This window comes from Pseudarthrobacter sp., from assembly GCF_036675385.1.
Taxonomy (GTDB): Bacteria; Actinomycetota; Actinomycetes; order Actinomycetales; family Micrococcaceae; genus Arthrobacter.
The window spans coordinates 1-26452 of sequence record NZ_JAKFFD010000095.1; the positions used below are offsets into that span (position 1 = coordinate 1).

Sequence of the window (26452 nt, forward strand, 5' to 3'; positions counted from 1 at the left end):
TCGTCCCGAATCGGTGTCAGGCGTGCTGAAGGGTTGCACATGCGGTCAAAGTTCAAACGTATCCTCGCCGTGATCGGCCTGACCGGGCTGCTCGCGGTTCCTGCCGGCGCGGCCTGGGCTGAAGACCCGGTGACCATCCCACCCGGAACCAACATTGTGGACAACGCCAAGGTTCTCGGCGGACGCAGTGGCGAGGTCCAGGAAGCCATCCAGAAGCTCCTGAAGGACCACAAGTACAACCTCTATGTGGTGACCGTGGACACGTTCACCAACCCAACCGTTCCAGCTGACTGGGCCGCGGCCGTTGCGACGAACAAGGGCATGGGCAGGTCCGACGCCGTCCTGGCGATAGCCAAGGATGACGGCAAATTCAGCTTCGTCCTGAACTCTGCCAGCCCCATCAAGTCCAAACAGGGCGCCATCAGCCAGAACGCCGTCACAGCCAACCTGGCTGGCGGCAAGAGGGACTTCGCCCAGGCTGCCATTGACACCGCTGGAGCCATCGGGGATGCGGCAGGCGGCGGCAGCGGCAATGTCCCCTCGGGTGATGGCGCCGGCGCAGCTGTCCTCGTTGGCACGGGCGTAGTTGCCGCCGGTGGAGCCGGCGCATATCTCTACTTCCGTAACAAACGGAAGAAGGCAGCCCAGGCGTCCAGCGCCAGCTACGGCCCCCAGGGCGCCGAGCTCGATCCGCTGGCCTCGCTCAGCATCGAGGAACTCCGGCGCAAGAGCGGCTCGTTGATCATCGAAGCCGATGATGCGATCAAGTCCAGCGAGCAGGAACTCGGGTTCGCGGAGGCCCAGTACGGCGATGCCGCGGTGGGGAACTTCACCAAGGCCCTGGCCGAGGCCAAGGCCCACATGTCGGAATCCTTCAAGCTCCAGCAGCAGCTTGACGACCACATCCCGGACACGGAAGAACAGCAGCGCAGCTGGCTCGGCGAGATCATCCGCCGGTCAGAGGCAGCGCTCGGCTCGCTCCAGGAGCAGAAGGCCGACTTCGACTCGCTCCGGGAGCTCGAGAAGAACGCCCCGCAGGCACTGGCAGCCATCAGTGCCGGAGCCCACGAAGCCGATGCCAAGATCGCCAGCGCCGAACAGTCACTGACGGCCTTGCGCGCCAAGTACGCGGACAGCGCGCTGGTGCAGGTCGCCGACAACATCACCCAGGCCAAGGAACGGCTGGCTTTTGTGCAGAACGCCACGGCTACCGCCCAGGAGAAGCTCACCGCAGGCGAGGGCAGCCTCGCCGCGGTCGCCGTGCGGGCGTCTGAAGAGAGCCTGCACCAGACCAACGTGCTGCTGGACGCCATCGCTAAGGTGTCCACCAGCCTGGACGAGGCCCGCAATGGGCTGGAGGCGGCCGTCGTTGAAACCTCCCAGGACCTCGCGCAGGCGAAGGCCATGATCCAGTCCGGCGAACACCCCGAACTGGCCGGCCCGGTAGCCGGTGTTGAAGCCGCTCTGGGCCAGGTCAAGGCCGAAATCCAGGGCGGAAAGATCGATCCCATCGCCACCCTGCAGCGCGTTGAAACAGCGCACCAGGCCCTGGACCAGTCCCTCACCGGCATCCGGAACCAGCAGGACCAGGCCCGCCGTGCCCAGGCGTCGCTGCAGCAGACCATCATGTCGGCGCAGGCGCAGATCAGTGCCACGTCGGACTACATCACCGCCCGCCGCGGCGGCGTAGGCACCGAGGCCCGCACGCGGCTCGCCGAGTCCCAGCGCAACCTCGACTACGCGCTGTCCATCTCCCGCAACGATCCGGTTACTGCCCTCACATACGCCCAGCAGGCCCACGCCCTCGCGGCCCAGGCAGCGCAGCTGGCCCAGGCAGACGTCGACAACTTTGGTGGCTACGCCAACCAGGGCTTCGGCGGCGGTGGCATGTTCGGCGGGCGCGGCGGAGGCGGTGGCGGCCTCGGTGGCGCCATCCTTGGCGGTATCCTCATCAACTCCATCCTCAACGGCGGCAGCGGCGGAGGCTGGGGCGGAGGCCACAGCGATGGTGGCGGCTGGGGCGGTGACTCCGGCGGAGGGGACTTCGGCGGAGGAGATTTCGGCGGCGGAGACTCGGGAAGTTTCTGATCCGACAAAGCTAGGCGCCAACAGGAACGAACCTGCCGGCGAAAGAAGCGCTACAACAACTGTTCACTGATCTCAGTGGCCACCATTGAGCAGGACGAAAGGTAACACCATGGTTAAGCAGTCCATTTTCGGCCGGATCGCACAGCTGGCAAAGGCAAACATCAACACCTTGCTGGACAACGCTGAGGATCCGCAGAAGATGCTGGACCAGATGGTCCGGGACTACACCAACAACATTGCGGAGGCTGAGTCCGCCGTAGCCCAGACCATCGGCAACCTGCGTATGCTCCAGGATGACTACCGCGAGGACATCAAGAACGCCCAGGACTGGGGCAACAAGGCCCTCGCCGCGTCACGCAAGGCTGACGAATACCGCAGCGCCGGCGACAGCGTTGACGCCGAGAAGTTCGACAACCTCGCGAAGGTAGCGTTGCAGCGCCAGATGTCCGCGGAAAGCGAAGCCAAGGGTGCTGAGCCGAGCATCGCCTCGCAGACCGAGGTAGTGGACAAGCTCAAGTCGGGCCTGGACCAGATGAAGGGCAAGCTCAACGAACTCACCAGCAAGCGCAACGAGCTGGTTGCGCGCTCCAAGACGGCCGCGGCACAGTCCCAGGTGCATGATGCCATTAAGAGCATCGACTTCATGGATCCCACGAGCGAAGTTGGCCGCTTCGAAGAGAAAATCCGCCGCGAAGAGGCCAAGGTCCGCGGACAGCAGGAGCTTGCCGCGTCGAGCCTGGACGCCCAGTTCAACCAGCTGGAAGACCTCGGCGAGCAGGTGGAAATCGAAGCACGCCTGGCAGCCCTGAAGTCCGGCGGGGCCAAGCCGGCCATCGGCGCTTCCGGCACCCGGTCCGAGTCCACAGTCGACGAAGCCGACTTCGACAAGCTGTAGCCAGCCGCGTCCGCCGCTGAGTGGGCCAACCGGGGCCGGGGTTCATCACGAACCCCGGCCCTTGGCATGTCCGGACAGAAACCTGCAAACGGCCGTGCGGCTGCTGTCGCCGGTGTGTAGCGTGGAAGCCATGGTCTCCCCCGTTGTATCCTCCATCGTCTGGCTCCGTGATGACCTTCGACTGGACGATAACCCCGCCCTGTCCCACGCCGTCGAACTCGGCCTGCCGCTGACAGTGGTCTACATTCTCGACGAGGAATCCCCGGGAATCCGTCCCCTGGGAGGCGCGGCCCGCTGGTGGCTGCACCACTCGCTGACTTCGTTGGCGGGGGCGCTTGCTGAGGCCGGTTCCGCACTCATCCTCAGGCGCGGACCTGCCAGCCGTGTGATCCGGGATCTGGCCGCGGAGACCGGCGCAAAGCACCTGCTGTGGAACCGCCGCTACGGCGGTCCCGAGCGGTCCCTGGACGCGGACATCAAGGCCTGGGCGGCGGAGAACGGCATCCAATCGGCCAGCTTCCAGGCCAACCTGCTGTTCGAGCCGTGGACCATCACCACCGGCAGCGGCGGCCCCTACAAGGTGTTCACGCCCTACTGGCGGGCCTGCACAGCGTCCGGCGAGCCCCGCCCGCCGCTGGACGCGCCGGCCCGCCTGCCCTCCCCCGCCGTCGCCGGCTCGATGAAGCAAGCCTGCAGCGACGCGCTGACGGAGTGGTCGCTGCTGCCCGTGTCCCCGGACTGGAGCGGCGGACTGGCTGAGACCTGGGAGCCCGGGGAAGCCGGAGCGCACAGCAGGCTTGAGGACTTCCTGGACGGGCCCGCACAGGACTACGGCACTGGGCGGGACATTCCCGGTGTGGAAGGCACTTCCAGGCTGTCCCCGCACCTCCGTTTTGGTGAAATCAGCCCGTTCCGGGTCTGGCACGAGCTCCGCCGCCACTTCCCCCGCGAGGCGACGCCCGACGTCGGGATCTTCCGGTCCGAGCTGGGCTGGCGGGAGTTCTGCTGGCAACTGCTGTACGCCAATCCCCAGCTGGCTACCCGAAACTACCGGCCCGACTTCGACCGTTTCGAATGGCAGCAGCCCACCGCCGTGGAACTGGAGGCGTGGGAACAGGGCCGGACCGGCTATCCGCTGGTGGATGCCGGGATGCGGCAGCTCTGGCAGACGGGCTGGATGCATAACCGGGTCCGGATGGCGGCGGCGTCATTCCTCGTCAAGAATCTCCTGGCCGACTGGCGTCTGGGCGAGGCGTGGTTCTGGGACACCCTGGTGGATGCCGATGCAGCCAGCAACCCCGCCAACTGGCAATGGGTTGCAGGCTCGGGCGCCGACGCGTCCCCGTACTTCCGGATCTTCAATCCCGTCACGCAGAGCAAGAAGTTCGACGCCGACGGCCGGTACCTTCGCGAGTTCATTCCGGAACTCGCCCACATGGACCGCAGAGCCATCCACGAACCGTGGAAGCAGCCCGGTATCCACGGCTACCCCGCGCCCGTGGTGGGACTCCCCGAGTCCAGGGAGCGTGCGCTGGCCACCTACCAGAGGCTTCGGGAGGACCGGCAAGGCCAGGACAACGTCACCGGCCCGGAAATTAGCGGCTGACTTTGCCCATCAGGGAGGCGATGGGGCGGAGGAAGAGGGGACGCGCCAGGAACCAGGCTGCCACCATGGCTGCCACCGAGGCGACGAAGACCCAGAAGCCGAACCAGCCGGCGTCGTCGCTGCCGCCGTACATGTGGTTCAGGTTCCGCAATGCACCGGTGGCGAGCACCAGGAAGACATGCACCGCGATGAACGCCACGAAATAGATCATGACCGGGAAGTGGATGGCACGCGCGAGCTCAATGGGGTAGGCCTTATTGAGAGCGGTGGCCTTCTTGGGCCAGGCGGAGGACGTCCGAATACCGGAGATGAAGGCAAGCGGTGCGGCGATGAAGACGGTGGCGAAATATGTCAGCAGCTGCAGCGCGTTGTAGTTGACCCAGCCGTTCTCGGTGGGCCAGTTCAACGAGGCGTACTGAAGCGCTGCGGAGAGGGCATTGGGGATAACGTCCCAGCTCGTGGGCACGATCCGCATCCATTGGCCGGTGGCGAACAGCAGGATGGCGAACACCAGGCCGTTGAGGACCCAGAGAGCGTCCAGCGTCAGGTGCAGCCAAAGCTCCAAGGTGATCTTGGTGGGCGCATTCCTGGTCTTGATCAGGCCCTTGTTGTTGCGCGTCCAGTGGCCGCTGGGCCGCGTGGTGGTCCGCACCTGCCAGCCGGTCCTGATGATGAGCAGCAGGAAGAAGCCGTTCAGGAAGTGCTGCCAGGCCAGCCACGCCGGGAATCCCACAGGCGCTCCGTCAGGCAGTTCCGAATGGCCCGGATAGTCAGCCAGGAACGAGGCCACCGCAGGAAGGCCGGTCATCCACCTGGCCAGCAGCACCACGAGCACCAGCACTACGAGCGCGGCAGGAACACCCCAGTAGAGTCTTGACCGCTTGCTCGTCGAGGAGCCGGGCTTCTTCGTGGGTGTGGACATCGAACAACATTCCTCTCGAGAATGACTGACCAGGTGCTCAAATGGCTTTGCGAACGAGAATACTAGGAACAAGGTGTAATCGGGCAAAAGAAGACCCCGGCCGGCGTTATGCCGGTCGGGGTCTTCTACATGGTTGCGGGGACAGGATTTGAACCTGTGACCTCTGGGTTATGAGCCCAGCGAGCTACCGAACTGCTCCACCCCGCGTCGCAAGATCAACACTACCGTACTTTGGAGTAGGTAAAAACCAATCGTGATTGAGGGTCCCCACGACGCCGAGGTTGCCTGCCTGGGGCGGGTCCGCTTAAACCAAAAAGTCCGGATTCTGTTTCCAGAATCCGGACTTTTCGCCAGTTGCGGGGACAGGATTTGAACCTGTGACCTCTGGGTTATGAGCCCAGCGAGCTACCGAACTGCTCCACCCCGCGTCGCAAGATCAACACTACCGTCCGGTGAACGGGAGGCCAAATCCTGGTGGCGTGATGTGCGTCTCGCTGGGTCAAACCCCTTAGTTGCTGGCCGCCGGCGAGGGCGTCGCCGTCGGCGTAGCTTCCGGCGACGGTGTCGCCCCGGGCGATGGCGTGGCTTCAGGGGCTGGCGCCGGGATCTTGCCCTCGGCGTCAATCGCCTTCTGCAGAGCCGCCGCGAGTTTCTTCTGCTCTTCCCCATAGGCTGCAAAGTCGCCAGCTGCCAAGGCTGCCTGGCCGGCCTTGATGGCGGCGTTCGCCTCATCCAGCGCCGCCTTCAGGTCAGCCTGGGCACCTGCGCTTACGGGCGGCGTAGTCCCCGGAGCGGGAGGCGTCTGGCCGGTGTTGTCGGAGTCACCCGCGGCAGCGCCTGAGTCGCCGCCGAAGAGTTGCTTCAGGGCCCCGTCGAGGGTCGGCGCAAAGCCGACCTTGTCACCGAAGGCCACCAGCACACGCTGCAGGGTGGGGTAGGACGTCTCGCCGGTCGACTTGAGGTAAACCGGCTGGACGTACAGGATGCCGCCGCCCACAGGCAGAGTAAGCAGGTTACCGTTGAGCACCTCTGAAGCACCCTGCCTCAGAAGGTTCAAAGCCTGCGACACCGTGGGATCGGAGTTGAACTTGTTCTGGGCCTGGCCTGGCCCGGGAACCTGTGTTTCCGGCGGAATCTGCAGGAGCCTCAACTTGCCGTAGCTGTCCGCCTTGACGCCCTTCTCGTTTCCGGCGTCAGAGTCGGCCGCCAGGAATCCGTAGAGCACGTTCCGGGCAGTGCCGTTGACGATCTGCGGGATGAAGGACGAGGTGAGCTGGAAGGCCGGCTTGTCCTGGTCAGGCATCTGCAGTGACATGTAGAACGGCGGCTGCTTGACTTCCGTATCCACCGTGGGATCGTTCGGCACGCTCCATACTTCGTCGCTCTTGTAGAAGCTCACTGGTTCCGTGACGTGGTAGCGGCCCAGGAGCTCGCGCTGCACCTTGAACAGGTCTTCCGGGTAACGGACGTGGCTCATGACATCGCCGGACATCTCGGAGTACGGCTTCACGGATGTGGGGAAAACCTTCTGCCAGGCCTTCAGCACGGGGTCCTGGTCGTCCCACGCATAGAGGGTCACCGAGCCGTCATACGCGTCGACCGTGGCTTTGACGGAGTTCCTGATGTAGTTCACCGAGCTGTTCGGCAGGGCAACTGTCCGGCCTGACGTGGTCTGGGAGTCCGCGGTGGCAGCCGAGAGCTGCTCCTGCTGCGAGTACGGGTAGTACTGGCTGGTGGTGTAACCGTCCACGATCCATTTGACGCGGCCGTCAACAACGGCCGGGTAGGCGTTGCCGTCAACGGTCAGGTACGGGGCAACCTTTTCCACGCGGTCACGCGGGCTGCGGTCGTAAAGGATCTGCGACTCTGCGTTGACGCCGTCGGAGAGCAGGAGGTCCGAGGACTGGAACTTGATGGAGTAAAGGACCTTGTTGAAGAAGCTGCCCACGTTGGGCCCGCCGTTGCCGGTGAAGGTGTACTGGGTTTCCCCGTCCCCTTCCTTGCCGGAAGGCCTGTCCTGTTCGCGGTGCGGTGATCCCGCAGGCGCCCCGACAATGGAGTACTCCGGGGAGTCTTCGCCGAAGTAGATCCGTGGCTCGTAGGTGGAGTCATCGCCAAGGACACCGGTGGACGGGATGCCCGACTGGAGGAACTCCGGTTTGCCGTCGACGGTGAATTTGTTTCCCTTGGCCGCCACCACGCCGTAGCCGTGGGTGTACACGACGTGCTGGTTGAGCCAACCTTGCTGGTTGGTGGCAACGTTCGTCGGGTTCAGCTCGCGCACGGCGATGACGGTGTCCTGGATCTTGCCGTCCACCTCGTAGCGGTCGACATTCAGTGCATCCGGGAACTGGTAGTACGGGCGGTACTGCTCCAGCTGGGAGAACGCGTCGGAGATCAGGTTGGGGTCCAGGAGCCTGATGTTGGCGGTGGTCTGCGCGTCCGGAGCCAACGCCCCAGTGCTGGCAGTGTTCGTCGCGTCATAGCGGTCCACCTGAATCTGGTCCAGGCCATAGGCTGCCCGGGTCATCTCGATGTTGCGCTGGATGAACTCCTTCTCCAACGTCTGCTCGGAAGGCCGGACCTGGAACTGCTGGATGACCCACGGGTAAACGCCGCCGGCCAGGATTGAGGTGATGATCAGCATGGCCGTGCCGATGACCGGCAGACGCCAACGGCCGATAACTGCCGCGACGATAAAGAGTATGGCTACTAGCCCCGCCGCCACGGCGAGGATCGCCTTGGTGGGGATCACGGCGTTCACGTCCGTATACAGAGCACCGGCCCAGCGCCCGCCGTTGCCCTGAAGGGCGGCGTAGCGGTCCAGCCAGAAGTTTGCACCGAGCAGGATCAGGAAGGCTGCGCCGGTTACCGCGAGGTGGATCTGTGCCGCGCGGCTGGTGAACACGCCGCGCTCCATCAGCCGGATGCTGCCGTAGAGGTAGTGAGTGAGGATTCCGGCGATGCCGGCCACCACAACCACGCTGATCAGGAAGCCAGTGACGAATCCCAGGAACGGAAGAGTCATGAGGTAGAAGCTGATGTCCAGGCCGAACTCAGGATCGCTCTGGCCGAACGGTTCCTGGTTGAAGAACAACAACACTTTCTGCCATTGGCTGGCCGCGGCGCTGCCCGCGAACAGCCCGAACAGGATGGGCAGGCCCACCATTACGACGCGGCGCACCGGTTCAAGCTGGGCCTGGTAGCGGTTCAGGTTGTCGCGCATCTCCGAGTCCGGCGCGTACACGGGCCGCGCGTGGTAGGCAACCCGGATGGCAAAAAAGACCGCCAGGAACATAAGTGCGAAGCCGGCGAAGAAGATCCCGATCCGCGAGAGGTTTTCTGTCACAAACACTTCGAAGTAGCCGAGCTGCCGGTACCAGAGGACGTCAGTCCACACGTTGGCGAAGAAGATGAAGCCCACCACTGCGATGGCAACAACAATCAGCGTGGGCGTTAGGGCCCCGCGTCGCGAGGGGGGTCTTCCGGGCGGGATGGGGCTGGTAGGACGGGACAAACTCGGTACCTCATAGCTGGTCGTCAGGTTTACATGAGAAGCGTGCGTGCGGTTGACGTCCGGCACCGGTCAAGCGTGTGGCAACGTCCGTCATATCTGCCACGAGTGGCGGTAAAGCTTAGTTCCTGGCCTCAGTCTAGTTGTTGGCGCAGACCGGCAAAGCGCCCGTGTCCTGCCCGGATCCGGCGAGTTCGACGGCGTGACGCGCGTCTGCGATGTTCTCCACTTTGAGCACCTGCAGTCCGTCCGGCATATGGCCCACAACTTCGTTGCAGTTTTCTGCCGGGGCGAGGAATATGGTGGCTCCCCCGGCACGCGCGCCCAGCATCTTCTGCCGGATGCCCCCGATGGGGCCAACGGCGCCGTCGGGGGTGATGGTCCCCGTTCCGGCGACATGTTTGCCGCCGGTCAAGTCCCCCGGTGTCACCGTGTCGATAATGCCCAGCGAAAACATCAGCCCGGCACTGGGTCCGCCAACCTTGTCCAGTGAAATCTTCACGTCGAACGGAAACGTGAACAGGTACTTGAGCATGACTCCGAGAATGTAGCGGCCCGCACCGTTGTTCATGGGGGTGATGGTCTGTGTGACGGATTCCCCTGCGCGCTGCACCACCAGGGTGGCCGGCGCTCCCTGGCCGGCGGCCAGTTCCTCCTGAACCACGGCGAGCGATGTGATGGGTTTGCCGTTGATCGATTCGAAGATGTCGCCGTTTTCAACCTTTCCGGCGGACGGCGAACCATCGGGGAGCCCCGCGGCCTGGAGCTGCTGGCCGAAGGGAATGTCGAGCTCCTTGAGTGCTGACGCCACCGCATTCTCCTGCGACGACGTCATGGCCACGGAGCTCTGCTCGTCAGCCTCCTCCTTTGTGGTGCCGCTGGGGTAAAGCATCTCCACCGGATGAACGGACTTGGAGCCGTCCAGCCAGGCGGTGAAGGCACCCAGGACGCTCACCGGGCCGTTGGGGCCGCCGTCGACATAAACTGTGGTCAGGTCCAGATTTCCCTTGGCGGGATAGGTTTCGTGGCCTGTCACGCTGATGACAGGGCTGCCCTGGCTCTGCCCGAGGGTGTTGAAGGTTGGTCCGGGCGATTCCACAACATACGGCACCGGTACGGTGACGGCCGCGATCCCCAGTCCCAGCGCCAGGACGCCGGAAAGCATCATCACGGACACCCGCCGGTCCCCGGGCGGGGAGCTGTGGGGGGCATTCTGCCCTGTTGGCGGGGGGCCGGCTACATCCGTTCCGGGCGCTGCGGCACCCGCTGTGGTGCCGGCGTCGAGCTCTGGAGCGTGGTCCTCATGCGGATGATCGCCGCGGGTTGTAGTCACTGAATCAACACTACGCGGTGCCGCCCCCGGCCAGCTCTTTGCCTACAGCGAACGTGACGCCTGTCCGGCAGACAGCCGCCCCTGCCCGGGGTACCGTGAAGTGAACAGTCACACCGACGATCGGCGGGATCATGACCTCCAACCCACTCAATCCGTCCAACGGCGACGATACGCCGAAGGATCCGTTGACCGAGATGCTGCAGAACCTGATGGGCGGCAAGGGCATGGAGAACTTCGACCCCGCCGAACTCGCAAAGGCAGCCGGCCTGCCGGACGACCCCAATCTCCTGGCCCAGATGTTCTCCCAGGTCCAGGCCATGATGAGCGCCCCTTCCGAAGGGCCCGTCAACTGGCAGCTCGCGCACGAGAACGCCCGCCGGGTTGCCGCCAGCAGCGCCGACCCGTCCGTCACGTCCCTGCAGACCCGGGAAGTCGACGAGGCCCTGCGGCTGGCCGAACTGTGGCTTGATCCCGTGACCGACATTCCTGCCACCGGCCTGATCGGCCGTGCGTGGTCGCGTGCCGAGTGGGTGGAAGCCACCCTTGGAACATGGAAGCGGCTGACCGAGCCCGTAGCCAACAGCATCGCCAACGCGCTCTCCAGCGCCATGACCGAACAGATGCCCGAAGAGATGAAGTCCATGATGGGCGGGGCCTCTTCCATGCTGCAGAACATGGGCGGCGCGATCTTTGGGATGCAGCTGGGGCAGGCGATCGGTGCCCTGTCCGCCGAGGTTGTCAGCTCCACGGACATCGGTGTTCCCCTGGCTGACCTGGAAATGGCGCTCCTGCCGGCCAACGTGTCCAAGTTCGGCGAGGGCCTGGGCCTGCCGGAGAACGACATCCGGCTGTTCCTGGCTGTCCGCGAGGCAGCCCATGCGCGGTTGTTTGTCCAGGTACCCTGGCTGCGCGGCCACCTGCTCGGCGCCATCGAGGCCTACGCCCGCGGCATCCATATCGACACTTCCAGGATTGAAGAGCTGGCCCGCGACCTGGACCCCAGCAACCCTGAAGGCATCCAGGAAGCGCTGTCCCAGGGTGTCTTTATGCCGCAGCGGACCCCTGCCCAGGAGCAGGCGCTTGAAAAACTTGAGACGGCCCTGGCCCTCGTTGAAGGCTGGGTGGACGAGCTCACCGCTTCGGCCACAGAGAAACTGCTGCCCTCCGCCGGTGCGCTCCGGGAAACAGTCCGGCGACGCCGTGCCACCGGCGGTCCGGCGGAACACGCTTTCTCTTCCCTGGTGGGACTCGAACTGCGCCCCCGCCGCCTGCGCGAGGCGGCCACGCTGTGGGCCACGCTGAAGGACGAACGGGGCATTGCCGGACGCGATGCCATCTGGCAGCACCCGGACCTCCTCCCCACCGCCGAGGACCTCGATGACCCGCAGGGGTTCAGTGGCCGCCGCCAGCTGGCCGAGGCCAGCGACAGCGAAGTGGACGACGCCCTGCAGAGGCTGCTCAGCGGCGGCTTCGACAACGCGCCGCAGGATGATTCCGAAGGCGGTGAAGACGGCGACCAGCCCACCGGCGACGGTGAGCAGCCCAAGGGCTAGGGTGTGTTGCGGCGCAATGTCGTGGAATGCAGCTTCAGCCTAACTTTCCTGGTCGCTGGCAGACATATCGCCGACCCCAGGGGTGCCATCGGCGAGCGCGTAGCGCTGCAGCACTGCTCCCTTCGGTGAGGCGACGACCGGCTCGATGAGTCTGAGGTTCGTCGGAACCACCCCGCCGGCGAAAACCTTCTTTCCACCGCCGAGGAGGATCGGATACACCCAGAGCGTGAGCCGGTCAAAGAGCCGCTCGGCGAACAGGGTCTGCACGAAGTCGAGACTGCCAATGACGTGGATGTTCGCGTGCCGGTCGCGCAGTTCGCGCACGGCAGCGACGACATCAGGACCCAGGAGTGTTGAGTCGGCCCACTCGAGGGCCGGCGACTGGCGCGAGGCCACGTATTTCGGGAGGCGGTTGAACAGCCGCGCAATTCCCCCGTCCGCGTGCGGCCAGTACGCGGCGAAGATGTCGTAGGTCCGTCGCCCAAGCAGCAGCGCGTCCATCCCCACCATCCCGGAGTCGACCTGCTCGCCGACGACTTCATCTAGGAGGGGCGCCTGCCAGCCGCCAAACGCGAAGCCGCCGTCAGCATCCTCGTCCGGCCCGCCGGGCGCCTGCGCGACGCCGTCGAGGGTGGTGAACAGGTCGATATGGATGAGTCCCATGCCATGCTCTTTCCGTGTTGCCCGTCGTCGCCCCGGCGACGGGATCACTTCGAGGCTGACACATGATCCCCCTGCGAAGCAACCATTTCCCCGGCTCGACCCGAGCATCAGGCGACGGTTAGGAGAGACTCTCTAGTCGGCGTCACCCGGGTCTGAATCATTGCTGCCCGCGGTCAGGCCCCGGGAGGTGGCGAACGAGACGCCTTCCAGGAACGCCTTGGCCCGCATCGTCTCGGGGTAAGCCTCCAACAGCTTCCAGAACGCGGCATTGTGCCCGGCCACCAGCAGGTGCGCGAGCTCATGCAGCAGGACATAGTCGATGACCCACGGCGGCATGGGCCGGAGCTTGTCGGAGAGCCGGATGGATCCTTCCGACGGTGTTGCGGAGCCCCAGCGCGAGTTCTGGTTGCTGACCCAGCGGACCGACGTCGGGACTGCCCTGCCGCCGAAGTACCGGGCCGAAAGGGCTGCGGCGTGGACGGCCAGGGCAGTATCAGTAGCCGGCTGTTTGCTTCCTTTGCGGGAGCGCCGCTCCCCCTGGCGGTGCAGCTTCTCCAGCATGCGGTGCACCCATTCAGACTCCTGCGCGGCGGTGAACCGGGCCGGAATGGCCACCACTGCCGTCCCGTTCTCCCAGAAGGCAGCCACGGTCCTGGTCCGGCGGGCCGACCGCCGCACCTCAACCGGTGATCCGTCCGCTGTGGTGACGGGGAGGGTGTCCTGTCCTGCCGGCCGGCGGGTCACAGGGTGGTGCTTTCGACGAGCACCCGCAGCACGTCTTCGCCGTAGCGTTCCAGTTTGGACGGACCGACGCCGGCCAGTGCCGCCAGTTCCTCCAGCGTGGACGGTTTGGCCTCTGCGATGGCCGTCAGCGTGGCATCCGTGAAGACGACAAATGCCGGCACTTCGGCGGCCAGTGCAATTTCCTTCCGCCATTGCCGAAGGGCATCGAAGGTCTGTTCTTCGTAGCTGGGAGGACAGCCGTTGCAGCGGCCCACCTTGCGTTCGGCGCCGCTGGCCAGCATGCTCCCGCAGACCCTGCAGGTGGCGGGGGCCGTCGATTTCCGGCGGGGCGCCGGCCCTTTACCGCGGGCGCTGGAACTGGCCACCGAGTTGGGCCGGAGCCCGTCGAGGAAGCGTGAGGGTTTGCGGTTGGCCCGGCCGCCCGGTGTCCGTGCCGTGGACCAGGACAGGGACAGGTGCTCGCGGGCGCGGGTGATGCCCACGTAGAGCAGGCGGCGCTCCTCATCCACGGATTCGGGTGTGTCCGCGAAGGAGATGGGCATCAGGCCTTCGCAGAGGCCCACCAGGAACACGGCGTCCCATTCGAGGCCCTTCGCGGCGTGCAGCGATGCAAGCGTCACGCCCTGGACAGTGGGAGCGTGCTGCGCCAGCGACCGTTCCTGGAGTTCATTAACAAAGTCACTGAGACTGAACTGCTCGCCGCGGACGTGGACCAGCTCGTCCGCGAGCGCCACCAGCGCTGCCAGGGACTCCCAGCGTTCGCGCAGCGCGCCGCCGTTGTGGGGCGGGGCGTCCGTGTAGCCGAGCGAGGCCACGATATCGCGGACCAACTGGCCGAGCGGTTCCGGCGTCGCCGTTTCAGCGACGGCCCTGGTTGCCGCGCGCAGCTGAAGGATGGCGTCGCGCACTTCCTTGCGGGCAAAGAACCGCTCACCACCGCGCAGCTGGTAACTGATGCCGGCCGCCGCGAGCGCCTGTTCGTAGGCCTGGGACTGCCCGTTGGTGCGGAAAAGGACAGCCACCTGGCTTGCGGGAGTGCCGGCGTCGAGCAGCTCCTGGATCTTGATGGCGACAGTGGCGGCTTCGGCTTCATCGTCGGAGCACTCGGTGAACTGTGGGACAGGCCCCGCCGGCCGCTGCGCCACCAGCTGCAGCGGAGCCGCCCAGGCAGCATCGGCCACCGGTCCGCCGCCACGCCGTGCGGCCAGGAGATCGTTGGCCAGCTTGACCACCTGCGGCGTGGAACGGTAATCCCGGATCAGTTTCACCACATTGGCCTCAGGGTACTGGGCCTTGAATCCCAGCAGGTGTTTGGGCGAAGCGCCGGTAAACGAGTAGATCGTCTGGCTCGCATCGCCCACAACGCACAGCTCGTCCCGCCCGCCCAGCCACAGCTCCAGGAGGCGCTGCTGCAGCGGCGAAACGTCCTGGTACTCGTCCACCACAAAATGCCGGTACTGCTCACGAACGGTGGCCGCGACTTTCTGGTCTTCCTGCAGGATCCCCACCGTGATCAGGAGTACGTCCTCAAAATCAATGACGTTGCGGTCCGTCTTGACATCCTCATAGGACTGGAAGACCCGGGCGACGGCGGTGAGGTCGAACCCGCCGGGCGTTCCCCTGCCCTGTGCGTTCTCCAGGTAGTTGGCCGGGGTCAGCATGGAGACCTTGGCCCACTCAATTTCGGAGGCGAGGTCCCGGATGGACGCGCGGTCAGTGCTGAGCCGCAGGCGGCGGGACGCTTCGGCGATCATCTGGGCCTTGTGGTCCAGCAGGTTGGGCAGCGTGCCGCCGACCGCCTGCGGCCAGAAAAACTGCAGCTGCCGCAAGGCGGCGGCGTGGAAGGTGCGCGCCTGGACATTGCCCACGCCGAGATCCCGCAGCCTGCTGCGCATTTCCGCGGCGGCCCGCGCCGTGAACGTCACGGCGAGGAGCCGCTGGGGACTGTACACCCCTGAGTGCACGCCATAGGCAATCCGGTGCGTAATGGCCCTGGTCTTGCCGGTGCCGGCACCGGCAAGGACGCACAGCGGCCCGTTCAGCGTGCTGGCGACCTCGCGCTGTTCAGCGTCAAGTCCCCCAAGGATTCGTTCCTCAAGGGACTCTGCACTGTCAAAATTCTCTGTGGTCACTTCTGCTGCTCTGTTGTCGCGACTGCCACGTGCTGGCGTCTGGCCAATGGTGATGCCTGTTCCGGGTGTCAGGTGTCCGTGCGGTCCATGATCCGGCCGCCATACCAGTGCTCAATCAGCGAGCGTGCAATGGACAGCCGGCTGGAGATGGTGATTTCGCCGGTGAGCACGGCGTCCTGGAGTTCCTCCCGGCTGAACCAGCGCGCACGGGTTACCTCCACGCCGTCGGGCTTTGCCACGGCGTCTTCGGTGATGGCGGTAAATCCAAGCATAAGGGAGGCCGGGAACGGCCATGACTGCGAGCCCAAGTACTGGCAGCCCGTGACCCGGACGCCCACTTCCTCGTGGATTTCCCTGACGACAGCTTGTTCCAGGGATTCGCCTGGTTCAACGAATCCGGCCAGCGTGGAGTAATTCTTCGCGTCAACCGGCCCGCCGCCACCGAGCAGCAGCCGTCCGTCCGGCCCCACCACCGTGACGATGATGGCCGGATCCGTCCGGGGGTAGTGTTCCGAGCTGTCCTGGGGGCAGCGGCGGACCCAGCCGCCGGCCTCCACGGCAGTGCGGGCCCCGCACCGGGGGCAATGCGTATGGCCGGCGTGCCAGTTGGCGATGGCGCTGGCTTCAACGAACAACGCCGTATCAGTGGGGTTCAGGACGGCGGCGATGTCGCGGAAGCCGGACCACTGCGCGCCGGCCGGGATTCCGGCAGTGCCGGGCTCGGCAGGTTCAGGAAGGACAACAAGGACCACTTCGGTGCCGGCGGCAAGATCCGAGCTGTCCAGCGCGGCGCCAAGATAGATGACCTGTTCCGGGGCTGAGCCACGGTCCCGCAGGTCAGCCAGCAACTGGGCCGCTGCGGGCAGTAGAAGCTGGTTGCCCCGCACCAGGGCCTGCCGCCCGGCAAGGACCACCGCCCGGGTGTGTTCGCTGTCCACCAATTCCTCAACCATGCCTGGCCGGACACGGTCTGCGGAGCCGCGGTCCACGGCGGCCGGGAGAACCGGCAGTACGGTATCGAACAGGTGGTTGGCCGGCAGCTGGGCTGCCTGCGGCTGGTAGGCCGGTATAGCGGACTCCGCATGACTCATGTGTCCACCGTACTGACTCGGACTGACAATTTACATTCGGCGGGGACATTCGGCGGGACAGGTGGCGTGGACGTCCGGACCGGGCGCGGAAGCCGACTTTTGCAGCATATCTGGAGACTCGCCGCCGCACATCGTTGTCTTGGACGCCACTCAATCTACCGTGGAACGGTGAGAAGAAAACCGATCGAACTGGCAGCCGTAGCAACCGCGGCAGTCCCCGGGCTGACCCCAACCGCCGTTAGCTCCGCTGCGGACGATCCCGCGGATTTTGACTCCGCGCTGCTGCTGGATTCCGAAGACAAACAGTGGCGGGTCAGGTCCCCGCGGCATGCGGAAGCAAGTGCCAGGCTCGAGACGGAGTTCCTCGTCCTCCGGGCATTCGTACCGGCCATCCGCGCCGAGCTGCCCTTCCTGATGCCCACTGTGGCCGGCAGCGTCCGGCTTGGTAACCTCAGCACCTTTGTGTACTCCCATCTGGCCGGGAGCACGCAGAGTGTGGAAGAACTCACCGCAGGTCCGGCCGCGCTCGCCCGGGAAATCGGGACGGCGCTGGCGGCCATCCATGATCTTCCGCACTCCCTGGTCAGCAATGCCGACCTGCCCAGCTACACGCCCAACGAATTCCGCCAGCGCCGGCTCAACGAGCTCGACCAGGCGGCCACAACCGGAAAAATCCCGGCGTCGCTGTTGCTCCGCTGGGAACATGCCCTTGAAGACGTCTCACTGTGGCGGTTCAACCCTTGCGTTGTCCACGGGGACCTCCATGAGGACAACCTGCTCGTGGAAAGCAGCCGCGTCACGGCCGTTACGGGCTGGACGGACCTGCGGATCGGGGATCCCGCCGACGACTTCGCCTGGCTGGTTGCCTCGAACGAACAGGATTTCGTGGACGCAGTTCTTGCCAGCTACACCGGCTGCCGCCGCGACTCCCCGGACCAGCACCTGCTCCGGCGAGCTGCCCTGTCTGCCGAGTTCGCGTTGGCGCAATACCTGGTCAAGGGCATCGCTGCCGGCGACGCGGGTATGGTTGCCGAAGCCGAAGGCATGCTGGAAACCCTCGCGGCCGACGTCGAAGAGCACGGCGGCCAGGCCATCAGCGTCGAGCCGCTGCCAGCCCCGGCTGCCCCGGCCGACGACGCCGCCCAGTCCCCGGCAGCCCAGTCCCACGCGGCGGGTGTGGCCGCTGCTCCGGCGGTGACCGTCGTCCCCGTGCCCGTCCCGTCGGTGGAGCCTGTTCCGGTGGTGCCCGCAGTGGAAGTCAGCCCTATCCCGGCTGAGCACCTCCCGGCCGACGAAGCACCGGCGGACGACGACTCTGCAGACGAGTCACCGGCGGACAAGCCGTCAGTGCGCCCGTCCGCCGAGGACACGTCCACCGCGGCCATCAGCATCCTCGACGTCAGGAAGCACTGACACCCGGAAACGCTTCCTGAGGTCAGCCTGCGCTGACCTCAGGAAGCACTGACATCGAGGGCGGCGGCCACAATCTGTTCGAGCTCCTCAGCGGAGCCCAGATCGTGCGGACGCACGACTTGGTTGTCCGCAACGTAGAAGAAGGCGGCCCTGACGTCCTCCACTGCCACGCCCTTGAGCCGGGCCCAAGCCAGCCGGTACGCGGCCAGCTGCACCGATTTGGCCCGCAACTGCACGGCAGACGGCCGACGGCCGGTTTTCCAGTCCACGAGGTCCCAACTCCCGTCCGCGTCCTGGAAGACGGCGTCGATGCGGCCGCGGACCACCACGTCGCCCACCCGCGTTTCCACCGGAACTTCGACAAAAGCCGGTGACCTGTCGGCCCATTCCGAGGCTTTGAAGGTGGCCACCATGGTGTCGAGGTCGTAGGCGGCGTCAATGTGGTCATCGGAGCCGGGGGCCTCGCCAAGGTCGAGCATCCCGGCTGCGCCGAAGTACTCTTCAACCCAGGCGTGGAATGCCGTCCCCTTTCGCGCCGACATGCCGGGCTCACGCGGAACAGGCCTTCGCAGCCGGCCCACAACTCCCGCCGGGTCCTCGCCAAGATCCACCAGCGTGGACGCCGAGATGTGGCCGGGCAAATGAACGTCCTGCCCGGAGGCGCGCCTGGACCGCCGTTCCAGCAGCAACGCAGCTTCCCTGGCCCAGCCCGCCGCAGGGCCCCGAAGCCTTGGCCCGGACTCATTGGCGGATGCAGGCTCAAGGACCGTCACAGAGTCCTCGGGATCCAAGGGCTCCAACGCGGCCCGGACGCGTGCCGCGGCGCCCTCCATGGCCAGCCGCCTGCCGGGAACAACCCGCAGGCGCTCCCCGGTCCGCGCATCCACGGGACCTTCGAGGGGGTCATAGGGCCATCCGGCCACCTCCGTTTCGGTAGTCAACGGGCTCTTTTCAGGCAGGGAGGCTTCGTCCACTGACGCCGGGTGCACTATGGCGGGACAGATTTTCGCGGCGTCCACCGGGGCCGTGTTGGGGCCGGAGCCGACAAGCTGTTCCAGTTCAGCGAGGAAAGGTGACATCTCGGCACGGCCTGCCCTGGAGCCCACCCATGCCGCGCTCGAGACCCAGAGGACGTGCTTTGCCCTGGTGTAGGCCACATATGCCAGGCGGCGTTCCTCGCCCTCACCATGGACCTGGACGGCTGATTTGAAGTCCTTCTCGGCGTCCAGCCAGCCCCTCTGGTCCGGCTGGTCGGTATCCCATTGGGGCAGGTCCGAACGATCGCCCCGCAGCGGCCACGGCAGGGCCGCCGCGCCGCTGCTCCAGCGCGAGTCCTTGTTGCTGGGGAAGGCGCCGGCGTTGAGGCCCGGCACAAAGACGACGTCCCATTCCAGGCCCTTTGACGCATGGACGGTCAGCAGTTGCACAGCCTCGCGGTTGATATCCGACGGCGGAGCTTCGAGGCCATTTTCCTCGGCAGCGGCAGCTTCCAGCCAGGCAAGGAAGGCGAGGATGTCCACCCGGTGCGAGGTCCGCAGGAAGCCGGCCGCCGCGTCCTGGAATGCGTCCAGGTTTCGGCGGGCCTGGTGGATGCTGGTCCCCGGGCGTGCTGCCACTTCGATGTCGAGCAACATGGCGCGTTCCACTTCGCCGAGCAGAGTGGTGAGGTCGTCCCCGAGGTAGCCGCGCAGCTGCCTGAGCTCCGCCGAAAGCCTGCCGAGGCGGTCGCGGGCCACTTCGGTCAGCGACCGACCGTGGGAAGAGGTCCAGTCGTCGCGTGGCAGCCAGTCCAGCGCTTCAACGAGGCTGGCACCGTCCGTCAGGTCGCTTTCGATGACGGCCTCGTCGGACGCGTCAGCGGGCCCGTCCTCCGGCGTGGCCGCGCCTGCGGGGCGGCCACGACGGCGTGCGAGGTGGCTGGACCAGTCGCGGAAGGCCATCAGGTCTGCCGGCCCGATCCGCCAGCGTGCACCGGCCAGGAGGCGCATCAGGGAGTCCGAGCGTCCGGGATCGGCAAGCACCCGGAGCGTGGCCACCAGATCAACGATTTCGGGAGTGTCGAGCAGTCCGCCGAGCCCCACGATTTCGTAGGCTATCCCCCGCGCCTCGAACTCCCGCCGGATGGTTTCCATCTGGGCGCGCCGCCGGCACAGGACAGCCAGTGCCGGCGGCACCGGTGTGCCGTCGGCCTCACGTTCAAAGTCCGTGACCCGGTACTTTATGACGTCCCCGGCAAGGGCGGCGGCTTCGTCGAGGTCTGTGCCGAAGCGGCCCAGTACCACCCGTCCCTCCACCGCGAAGGGACTGGGCTGTAGCGGCGGCACATTCGCCGCCGCCGTAGCCGTGCCCACCGGGATAGTGACTTCCGCGGCGGTGCCCGCTTCGGTGATGCTTTCCGCGGCCGCGCCCACAGCGGCGCTGCCGGCAGGGGCCTTCTGTGCCTCGGCGCGCCCTAAGGCCTCTGACATGATGTTGGCGGCGGACAGGATGGCCCGGCCGTTGCGCCACGCCGTTGTGAGGTACGACGTAGGGGCCAGCGTGAAGCGTCCCGGCCCGTCGTCCCCGTCCACGCGGACAGGGAATTCACGGACAAAGTGGAAGAGCTGACCTGCCGAAGCACCCCGGAAGCCGTATATCGACTGGTTGGGGTCCCCCACGGCGGTGACCGCGTGGCCCCCGCCGAAAAGCCGCGAAAACAGGACCAGCTGGGCATACGACGTGTCCTGGAACTCGTCGAGGAGCACCACTTTGTAGCGCTGGCGTTCCATGTCCGCAGCAAGGGGGATTTCCGTGGCCACACGGGCCGCGAGTGCCACCAGGTCGCCGAAGTCCAATGCCCCGCGGGACTTCTTGGCGGCGGCGTAGCGGCCCACCATGTCAGCCACGCTTGCCCTGGTGCGCAGCATCGCGGCCAGTTCACCGGCTGCCTGGGGTGCGTTCTTGTTCGCCCCGGCCACGTAGGGACGTTCTTCAAACTCAGCGAGTCGCGCCAGAAGCCAGGCCTCGACGTCGGCCGGTTCCTGCAGGTGCTCTGCGCACTCCCCCGCGAGCTGGATGACTGCCTTGACCAGTGTGGACTTGGCTGCCTTGAAGTGGCTGTACTCGCCGTCGAACGCTTCCACTACTTCGCTGGCGAGCTGCCAGGCTTGGGCTCCGCCGAGCAGCACAACGTCGCGTTCCACGCCCAGCCTCAGCCCGTAGTCGGAAACGATGCCGCTGGCAAATGAGTGGTAGGTGGACACCTTGGGCTCCAGGGCGTCGCTGCTGAGCAGCCCCTCGGGGAACACTTCGTGCCGTGTGTCCTGGGCTGCGACGCGCTGCAGTGCCGCCAGCTTGGCACGGATCCGCGTGGCCAGCTCGCCTGCTGCCTTCCTGGTGAAGGTTACGCCCAGGACTTCCTCAGGCCTGACCCAGCCGTTGGCAACGAGCCAGACGACGCGGTCGGCCATGGTGGCCGTCTTGCCGGAACCCGCGCCCGCGATCACCAGCCGGGGAGCCAGGGGTGAGGAAATGATGGCCGACTGTTCGGGGGTCGGCGTGTTCCTTTCACCCAGCAGCATGGACAGCTGCTCGGGGCTGAACAGGGGCTCTGGAACCTGGGGCTGGCTCATTCGGTGACCTGCTTTCCGCGGACACAGAGTGGACAGACTTCAGGGAGCCTGCAGCCGTGCCCCCCGTGGCTGCTCTTTGCCGGGTCATGCCTGGCTTCGAAGCTGCTGCCGGACATTACCGCAGCCGCATCGGTGACCATGTCCAGGGCCCAGTTATCCTGGGCCTCCAAGGGTTCCTGTTGCTGGACGCCGGGACTCCTGGTAGTTGTTCCGAGCTGCGCCAGCACGGCGCCGCCCGGCACGAGTGAGCCCGGCGCTGGTGAGTCCGGCACTGGTGAGTCCGGCACTGGTGCACCGGATTCTGCTGCGCTGAATTCTGCTGCACCGGGCAGTCCGTGTACCTCCGTGAAACCGCCGGCCAGGACCGCCGCTTGGTAGGCCCCCAGCTGGGGATGGCGGGACAGCTCGGTCTTGCCAGGCTGTCTTTTGCCCGTCTTGAGGTCCACTATGACCAGCCTTCCTTCGGCGTCGATCTCCAGCCGGTCAACCTGGCCGCGGAGCACGGCGGCGCGGGGAAGGTCGGTCCCGCCGGCCAAGTCTCCGACGGACTCGGCATCGTCCTGCCCGGTGTCCGCCGGCGGAATGTCGGGCAGCCGGACCTCAAAGTCTTCCTCGACGCCCAGCAGGCTCCGGCCCTCGCTCCGCATCACCAGGACGTACTGGGCGAGCTTGCGCACCATTGTTTCGGCACGCTGGAAGTCGAGTTTGCCTTCCCAGTTGTCCTTCATCCCCAGGGTTGGCCACCGGCGGATGAGTTCGGCGACGTACTCGCCCCCGGAGGCTTCCGGCAGGTCCTGCGCGATGGCGTGTACCAGGGTGCCCAGGCTCCGGGCGAAGTCGGTGGCGGCCTCTCCGCCGGCCGCCTGCACAAACCAGTCGAGCGGTGATTTCTGCACGGATTCCACCTTCGAGGGCGAGACGTAAACGGTCCCTCCTGGCGGGACAACCGGTTCAGATGTCGTCAAAGGGGGCAAACCCCACCAGCTGTCCGGATGCGCTCCCGGGACCGCCGGTTCCGCGGCGGCAAGTCCGGCCAGGACCCTGGCGGCCTCGGCAGCTTCGGGCTCATACTTTCCATCCAGCTGCGCGTATTGCCGCAGCTCGGCCACCAGGGCACGCAGCGTCATGGGCCGTTCCACCGGCGTGAACCCCCTGCCCTCGGCTCCCGGCTCAAGCGGCGCCACATAGTCGAGGAAGGACGACGGCTGGTCGTCCTCAGACGAAACAGCGGTGCAGATCAGCATCTCGCAGGCCCTGGAAACGGCCGTGGAGAAGCTCCGGAGTTCGTCGTAGCGGATTTCCCGCAGCCGGCTCAGCGGGTCCAGCTGTAATGCATAGCTGACCCCATGCTCGACGGCGTCAGCGTAGAGGCTGCTGCCCAGCAGCTCACCGCGGAGCCGGGTATTGGGCCAGACGCCTTCCTGCAGCCCCGCCACAATGACCACCGGCCATTGCCGCCCGGCAGCACTGGCCGGGGTCATCAGCTCGACGGCGTCGTCCACCTGGGCCCGCGCGGCCAGGGTATCCATCGGCAGCTCCTGGTTCAGGAGGTACTCAAGGAACTGCTCCGGCCCGGCGCCCGGCATCTGGTCCACGTAGCGCTCGGCTGTATGGAAGAGCGCCATCATGGCATCAAGGTCCCGGTCGGCGCGGGCTCCGTGGGAACCGCCGATGAGGGCGGATTCGGTCCACGCATTGGCCAGTCCGGTGGAATGCCACAGGGCCCAGAGCACGGTCTCGGCATTGGCGCCGGGCTCGGCGGCGGCGCTCCGCCCTGCCTGGATCATGCGTGCGGTCCGCCGCGCGGAACGGCCTTCCAGGCCCAGCGTCCCCAGGGCGCCGGGTTCCGATAATGCTTCAACCAGCAGGGCGTCGCTGGTCCGTCCGCCGCCGCCCTGCAGCTCTTCCCGCCTGAGCGACTGGCGTAGCCGGCGTAGTTCAATGGACGTAGCGCCCCCGATGCGCGACGTCAGCAGGGCGACGGCGGCTTCCGGAGTCAGCAGTTCAGGATCCAGCGCAATGGCGTAGGCGTCCAACAGCGGGCGTACGGCCACTTCATCTCGGACCGCGGACTCGGCTACCGGAACGCGCACCGGGATCCCCTGGCCCGTGAGGTAGCGCTGCAGCTCACTGAGCTGTCCGCCGTTACGTACAATCACGGCGATCTCTGCCAGGTCGCGGCCATGGTTGACGTGCTGGTCCAGGATGCGCTGGGCAACGTACCGGAGTTCGTGGACCGGGGACGGCACCAGGTGTGCTTCCACCGTGCCGGCGGGCTGAGTTTGGGGTTCGACGACGGCGTTGGGCCCGTGAGCGGTTCCGGCCGGGGGTTCGGGCTGCTCGAGCCGCCTGGCCAGTTGGCCGCCCGCACGCTGCGAGATCCGGCCCGCGACGCCGAGCCAGGCCTCGGCAATGGCGGGGGCGTGCCGATGGGTGTGCCACAGCGGCCGCTCGATGACGCCGGCTTTCGCAGAAAGCAGGCGCGGCAGCTCCGCAACGAGGTCGGGTCTGGCCCCGCGGAAGCCCTGCACAACGGTGTCCGGGGAGTAGGCGACATAGCAGTCCTTACCGGCGGCGATATCGGCGAGCAGTTCGAACACGGCAGGGTTCGCCTCCTGCACATCGTCCACCAGCACCAGCTGGAGGCGGTCCCGTTCTGCGGCCAGGAAGTGAGGCTCATCCTGGAAGATCTGCCGTGCCGTGGTGATGATGCCGGCGGGGTCGAAAGCCTCGGGCATGCGCAGGTCCAGGACGTCCCGGTACTCGGCGTACAGAGCCGCCGCGGCGATCCAGTCGGGCCGGCCGCACTGGTGGCCCAGCTCCTCCAGGTCGCCGGCGGTCCGGCCGGATTCGATGATCCGGTCGAAGAGTTGGCGTACCTCGTGCCGGAAACCCCGCGTCTCCAGTGCCGCTTCCAGGTCCGCGGGCCACGGAAGTTCCAGGCCTGGCATCCGGTGGCCGTCCAGGAGTTCGCGGATGATGAGGTCCTGTTCCGGGCCTGAGAGGAGGCGCGGCGCGCGCGGAAGCGGAAGGATTCCCTCAGCCTTGGCCCGGCGGATCAGGTCAAACGCATAGGCTGCCCAGGTCCGGGCCGGTGTGGTGCTCAGGCTCCTGTCCAGCCGTGCGGTGAAGCGGTCGCGGAGTGAGTCGGCGGCGAGGCGTCCGGGTGCCAGGATAAGGATCCGCTCCGGGTCCACACCGTCCTGCAGGGCCCTGCGGACGGCGGCTTCGATCAGGACCGTTGATTTTCCGGTTCCCGGTGCGCCGGGAACCAGGACGGGCCCTGAGCCGTGGGGCACGTCGACGGCGTCGCGCTGGTCCGCGGACAGCACCGGCACGTCGGCGTGCAGCTGCCGCGGCGGAAGGAGGCGCAGGCCCGTTTCGCCGGATCGTCCGGCCGCGGACGCGGGCCTGGCTGAGGTGCGTGTGGACTCGGCGGGGTCAGCAGCGGGGATTGTTACGGTCACACAGACATTTCATCATCAGCCACCGACAATCTATGCAGCCGCCGCTCCAGCTGCTCCGCAATGGCGTCGATCCGGTCGAAGTCATCCTCGCCGGGGGCCCAGCGTGCTGCCATCAGGTCCACCCGCCATTTGCCTTCGCCGGTGCGCCGGAAAGCATCGTGGTTGCCGAGCAGGGGCGTCCCCTCCTGCAGGTAGTGGCGGAGGGCTTCGGCCTCGTGGCCTTCCGGACCATGGCCGTTCGCTTTGAGGATGCGCCACCACGCGACCTGGCTGCCGTAGTGGCTCATGGCGTGGCCCACCTGCCGCGGACCGCCGGACCCCAGCAGCTCGGCCACATCACCGTAGGCCAGTGCGGTGCCGGGTGGAACCAGCTCGACCAGCGCGAGCACCGCCTCAATGTACTCAGTCCGCATACCTCAAGGTTACCGGCAGTGGCGTTGGCAGATCCTGTCGGTGCTGGCCGGTAGCGTTGAAGCATGACCTCCTGGAACACCCTCCCCCGCGCAGCCTTCGATCTCGAAACCACCGGACGGAATTCGCGTGCCGCGCGGATCGTCACGGCGTCGGTCACCGTGGTGGACCACAAGGGGGACGTCATCACCGAACACGAATGGCTGGCCGATCCCGGTGTCGAAATCCCTACCGAGGCCAGCGATATCCACGGCATCACCACGGAGCAGGCCCGGCGTGAGGGACGGCCGGCCCATGAAGTCACCGGGGAGCTCGCAACGGTCCTGCAGGACCTGTTCGACGCCGGCATTCCGGTCATTGCCTTCAATGCCAGCTACGACTTCACCGTCCTGGCCGCTGAATCCGCCCGCTACGGCGTCCGGCAGTTGAGCCGGTTCCCCGTCCTGGACCCGTTCATCATGAACAAACAGGTGGACCGCTACCGCAAGGGTAAGCGCACGTTGACGGCCCTGTGTGAGGAATACGGCATCACGTTGGACAACGCCCATACGTCGGCCGCGGATGCTTTGGCCACACTCCGGATGCTGGATGCCATGGCAATCAAGTTCCCCAAGCTCAAGATGCCGGCCAGCCAGCTTCACGAACTGCAAAAGGACTGGGCTGTCAGCCAAGCGGCAGACTTCCAGAACTATCTGCGCAAGACCAAGCCCGCCGCCGTGATCGAAGGCGAATGGCCTGTCCTACCTCCGGAAGACGCCAGCGGCGACTTCTAGTTGAGAGCTAACTCACATTTAGCCAGGAACCGCTGACTGCGACTGCGGGAACCCGCAGATTCGGCCGCGCGGGAAGCTTTCATTCATCAGATGTTCAGGAAGAGTCAACTTCAGCCGCTAATTCGGCAGGAGGCGCATTGAAGCAAGGTCTTATTCGCCCGAAGGCGCTGAAAGCCGGAAATGAGATGATTAAGTTCAGCGGTAATCCCGCCCCGGCCGGCCGGCATTTGGGAGCA

16 protein-coding genes and 2 tRNA genes are annotated in these 26452 nt (G+C 66.2%); 6 read left to right on the top strand and 12 right to left on the bottom strand.

What is annotated here, in order from left to right:
* The first annotated feature begins 39 nt into the window (after positions 1-39).
* The 3 genes from V6M49_RS07495 to V6M49_RS07505 all read left to right on the top strand — a co-directional run bounded on the left by V6M49_RS07495 (position 40) and on the right by V6M49_RS07505 (position 4589).
* Positions 40-2088 carry a TPM domain-containing protein gene (locus V6M49_RS07495; protein WP_332760731.1) on the top strand — a complete coding sequence of 683 codons (2049 nt, stop codon included), beginning with the start codon at positions 40-42 and terminating at the stop codon, positions 2086-2088.
* 109 nt (positions 2089-2197) lie between these two features.
* Complete coding sequence (locus V6M49_RS07500) at positions 2198-2983, top strand: PspA/IM30 family protein (protein WP_056343844.1); 786 nt, start codon at positions 2198-2200, stop codon at positions 2981-2983.
* Between the two features lie 130 nt (positions 2984-3113).
* Positions 3114-4589, top strand: coding sequence for a cryptochrome/photolyase family protein (locus V6M49_RS07505; RefSeq protein ID WP_332760732.1), 1476 nt, complete (start codon positions 3114-3116; stop codon positions 4587-4589).
* Here the strand turns inward: V6M49_RS07505 and V6M49_RS07510 are convergent.
* The 5 genes from V6M49_RS07510 to V6M49_RS07530 form a co-directional block, all read right to left on the bottom strand.
* Positions 4579-5511, bottom strand: coding sequence for a cytochrome b/b6 domain-containing protein (locus V6M49_RS07510; RefSeq protein WP_332760733.1), 933 nt, complete (start codon positions 5509-5511; stop codon positions 4579-4581). The genes V6M49_RS07505 and V6M49_RS07510 overlap by 11 nt on opposite strands.
* Positions 5512-5641: 130 nt before the next feature.
* Positions 5642-5718 (bottom strand) — tRNA-Met (locus V6M49_RS07515).
* A gap of 147 nt (positions 5719-5865) precedes the next feature.
* A tRNA-Met gene (locus tag V6M49_RS07520) sits at positions 5866-5939 on the bottom strand.
* Between the two features lie 80 nt (positions 5940-6019).
* The gene (locus V6M49_RS07525; RefSeq protein ID WP_442959705.1) at positions 6020-9007 is read right to left on the bottom strand and encodes a UPF0182 family membrane protein; all 2988 of its coding nucleotides are present in this window, start codon (positions 9005-9007) and stop codon (positions 6020-6022) included.
* Between the two features lie 157 nt (positions 9008-9164).
* Complete coding sequence (locus tag V6M49_RS07530; RefSeq protein ID WP_442959704.1) at positions 9165-10358, bottom strand: YlbL family protein; 1194 nt, start codon at positions 10356-10358, stop codon at positions 9165-9167.
* 131 nt (positions 10359-10489) lie between these two features.
* Between V6M49_RS07530 and V6M49_RS07535 the strand changes: the two genes are divergently transcribed.
* Positions 10490-11911 (top strand): zinc-dependent metalloprotease, encoded by a 1422-nt coding sequence (locus V6M49_RS07535; RefSeq protein WP_332760735.1) that lies wholly within the window; start codon positions 10490-10492, stop codon positions 11909-11911.
* 39 nt (positions 11912-11950) lie between these two features.
* Here the strand turns inward: V6M49_RS07535 and V6M49_RS07540 are convergent, their stop codons facing one another.
* The 4 genes from V6M49_RS07540 to nudC form a co-directional block, all read right to left on the bottom strand.
* Positions 11951-12574 (bottom strand): dihydrofolate reductase family protein, encoded by a 624-nt coding sequence (locus V6M49_RS07540; RefSeq protein ID WP_141141058.1) that lies wholly within the window; start codon positions 12572-12574, stop codon positions 11951-11953.
* A 132-nt stretch (positions 12575-12706) separates the two neighbouring features.
* The gene (locus V6M49_RS07545; protein ID WP_332760736.1) at positions 12707-13318 is read right to left on the bottom strand and encodes a M48 family metallopeptidase; all 612 of its coding nucleotides are present in this window, start codon (positions 13316-13318) and stop codon (positions 12707-12709) included.
* Entirely contained in the window at positions 13315-15450 is a 2136-nt protein-coding gene (locus V6M49_RS07550; protein ID WP_332760737.1) for an ATP-dependent DNA helicase UvrD2, read from the bottom strand. The genes V6M49_RS07545 and V6M49_RS07550 overlap by 4 nt, the downstream gene beginning before the upstream one ends.
* 68 nt (positions 15451-15518) lie before the next feature.
* The gene (gene nudC / locus V6M49_RS07555) at positions 15519-16541 is read right to left on the bottom strand and encodes an NAD(+) diphosphatase (protein WP_141141061.1); all 1023 of its coding nucleotides are present in this window, start codon (positions 16539-16541) and stop codon (positions 15519-15521) included.
* A 168-nt stretch (positions 16542-16709) separates the two neighbouring features.
* Between nudC and V6M49_RS07560 the strand changes: the two genes are divergently transcribed.
* Positions 16710-17954: a macrolide 2'-phosphotransferase gene (locus V6M49_RS07560; RefSeq protein WP_332760738.1), complete on the top strand. Its 1245-nt coding sequence runs from the start codon at positions 16710-16712 to the stop codon at positions 17952-17954.
* A 38-nt stretch (positions 17955-17992) separates the two neighbouring features.
* On the opposite strand, the gene V6M49_RS07565 is transcribed toward V6M49_RS07560, so the two are convergent.
* The 3 genes from V6M49_RS07565 to V6M49_RS07575 all read right to left on the bottom strand — a co-directional run bounded on the left by V6M49_RS07565 (position 17993) and on the right by V6M49_RS07575 (position 25445).
* A complete protein-coding gene (locus tag V6M49_RS07565; protein WP_332760739.1) occupies positions 17993-21565 on the bottom strand; it encodes an ATP-dependent helicase in 3573 nt (1190 codons plus the stop codon).
* Positions 21562-24939 (bottom strand): ATP-dependent helicase, encoded by a 3378-nt coding sequence (locus V6M49_RS07570; protein WP_332760761.1) that lies wholly within the window; start codon positions 24937-24939, stop codon positions 21562-21564. The genes V6M49_RS07565 and V6M49_RS07570 overlap by 4 nt, the downstream gene beginning before the upstream one ends.
* An 89-nt stretch (positions 24940-25028) precedes the next feature.
* Positions 25029-25445: an MGMT family protein gene (locus V6M49_RS07575; protein WP_104062168.1), complete on the bottom strand. Its 417-nt coding sequence runs from the start codon at positions 25443-25445 to the stop codon at positions 25029-25031.
* A 63-nt stretch (positions 25446-25508) separates the two neighbouring features.
* Here V6M49_RS07575 and V6M49_RS07580 point away from each other — a divergent pair, with 63 nt between their 5' ends.
* Complete coding sequence (locus V6M49_RS07580) at positions 25509-26216, top strand: 3'-5' exonuclease (RefSeq protein WP_056343881.1); 708 nt, start codon at positions 25509-25511, stop codon at positions 26214-26216.
* Positions 26217-26452: the final 236 nt, after the last annotated feature.

Excerpts from the sequence above, each read along its gene's own strand:
- V6M49_RS07495 (WP_332760731.1), top strand. The coding sequence starts at position 40 with ATGCGGTCAAAGTTCAAACGTATCCTCGCCGTGATCGGCCTGACCGGG.
- V6M49_RS07500 (WP_056343844.1), top strand. The coding sequence starts at position 2,198 with ATGGTTAAGCAGTCCATTTTCGGCCGGATCGCACAGCTGGCAAAGGCA.
- V6M49_RS07505 (WP_332760732.1), top strand. The coding sequence starts at position 3,114 with ATGGTCTCCCCCGTTGTATCCTCCATCGTCTGGCTCCGTGATGACCTT.
- V6M49_RS07510 (WP_332760733.1), bottom strand. The coding sequence starts at position 5,511 with ATGTCCACACCCACGAAGAAGCCCGGCTCCTCGACGAGCAAGCGGTCA.
- V6M49_RS07535 (WP_332760735.1), top strand. The coding sequence starts at position 10,490 with ATGACCTCCAACCCACTCAATCCGTCCAACGGCGACGATACGCCGAAG.
- V6M49_RS07540 (WP_141141058.1), bottom strand. The coding sequence starts at position 12,574 with ATGGGACTCATCCATATCGACCTGTTCACCACCCTCGACGGCGTCGCG.
- nudC (WP_141141061.1), bottom strand. The coding sequence starts at position 16,541 with ATGAGTCATGCGGAGTCCGCTATACCGGCCTACCAGCCGCAGGCAGCC.
- V6M49_RS07565 (WP_332760739.1), bottom strand. The coding sequence starts at position 21,565 with ATGAGCCAGCCCCAGGTTCCAGAGCCCCTGTTCAGCCCCGAGCAGCTG.
- V6M49_RS07575 (WP_104062168.1), bottom strand. The coding sequence starts at position 25,445 with ATGCGGACTGAGTACATTGAGGCGGTGCTCGCGCTGGTCGAGCTGGTT.
- V6M49_RS07580 (WP_056343881.1), top strand. The coding sequence starts at position 25,509 with ATGACCTCCTGGAACACCCTCCCCCGCGCAGCCTTCGATCTCGAAACC.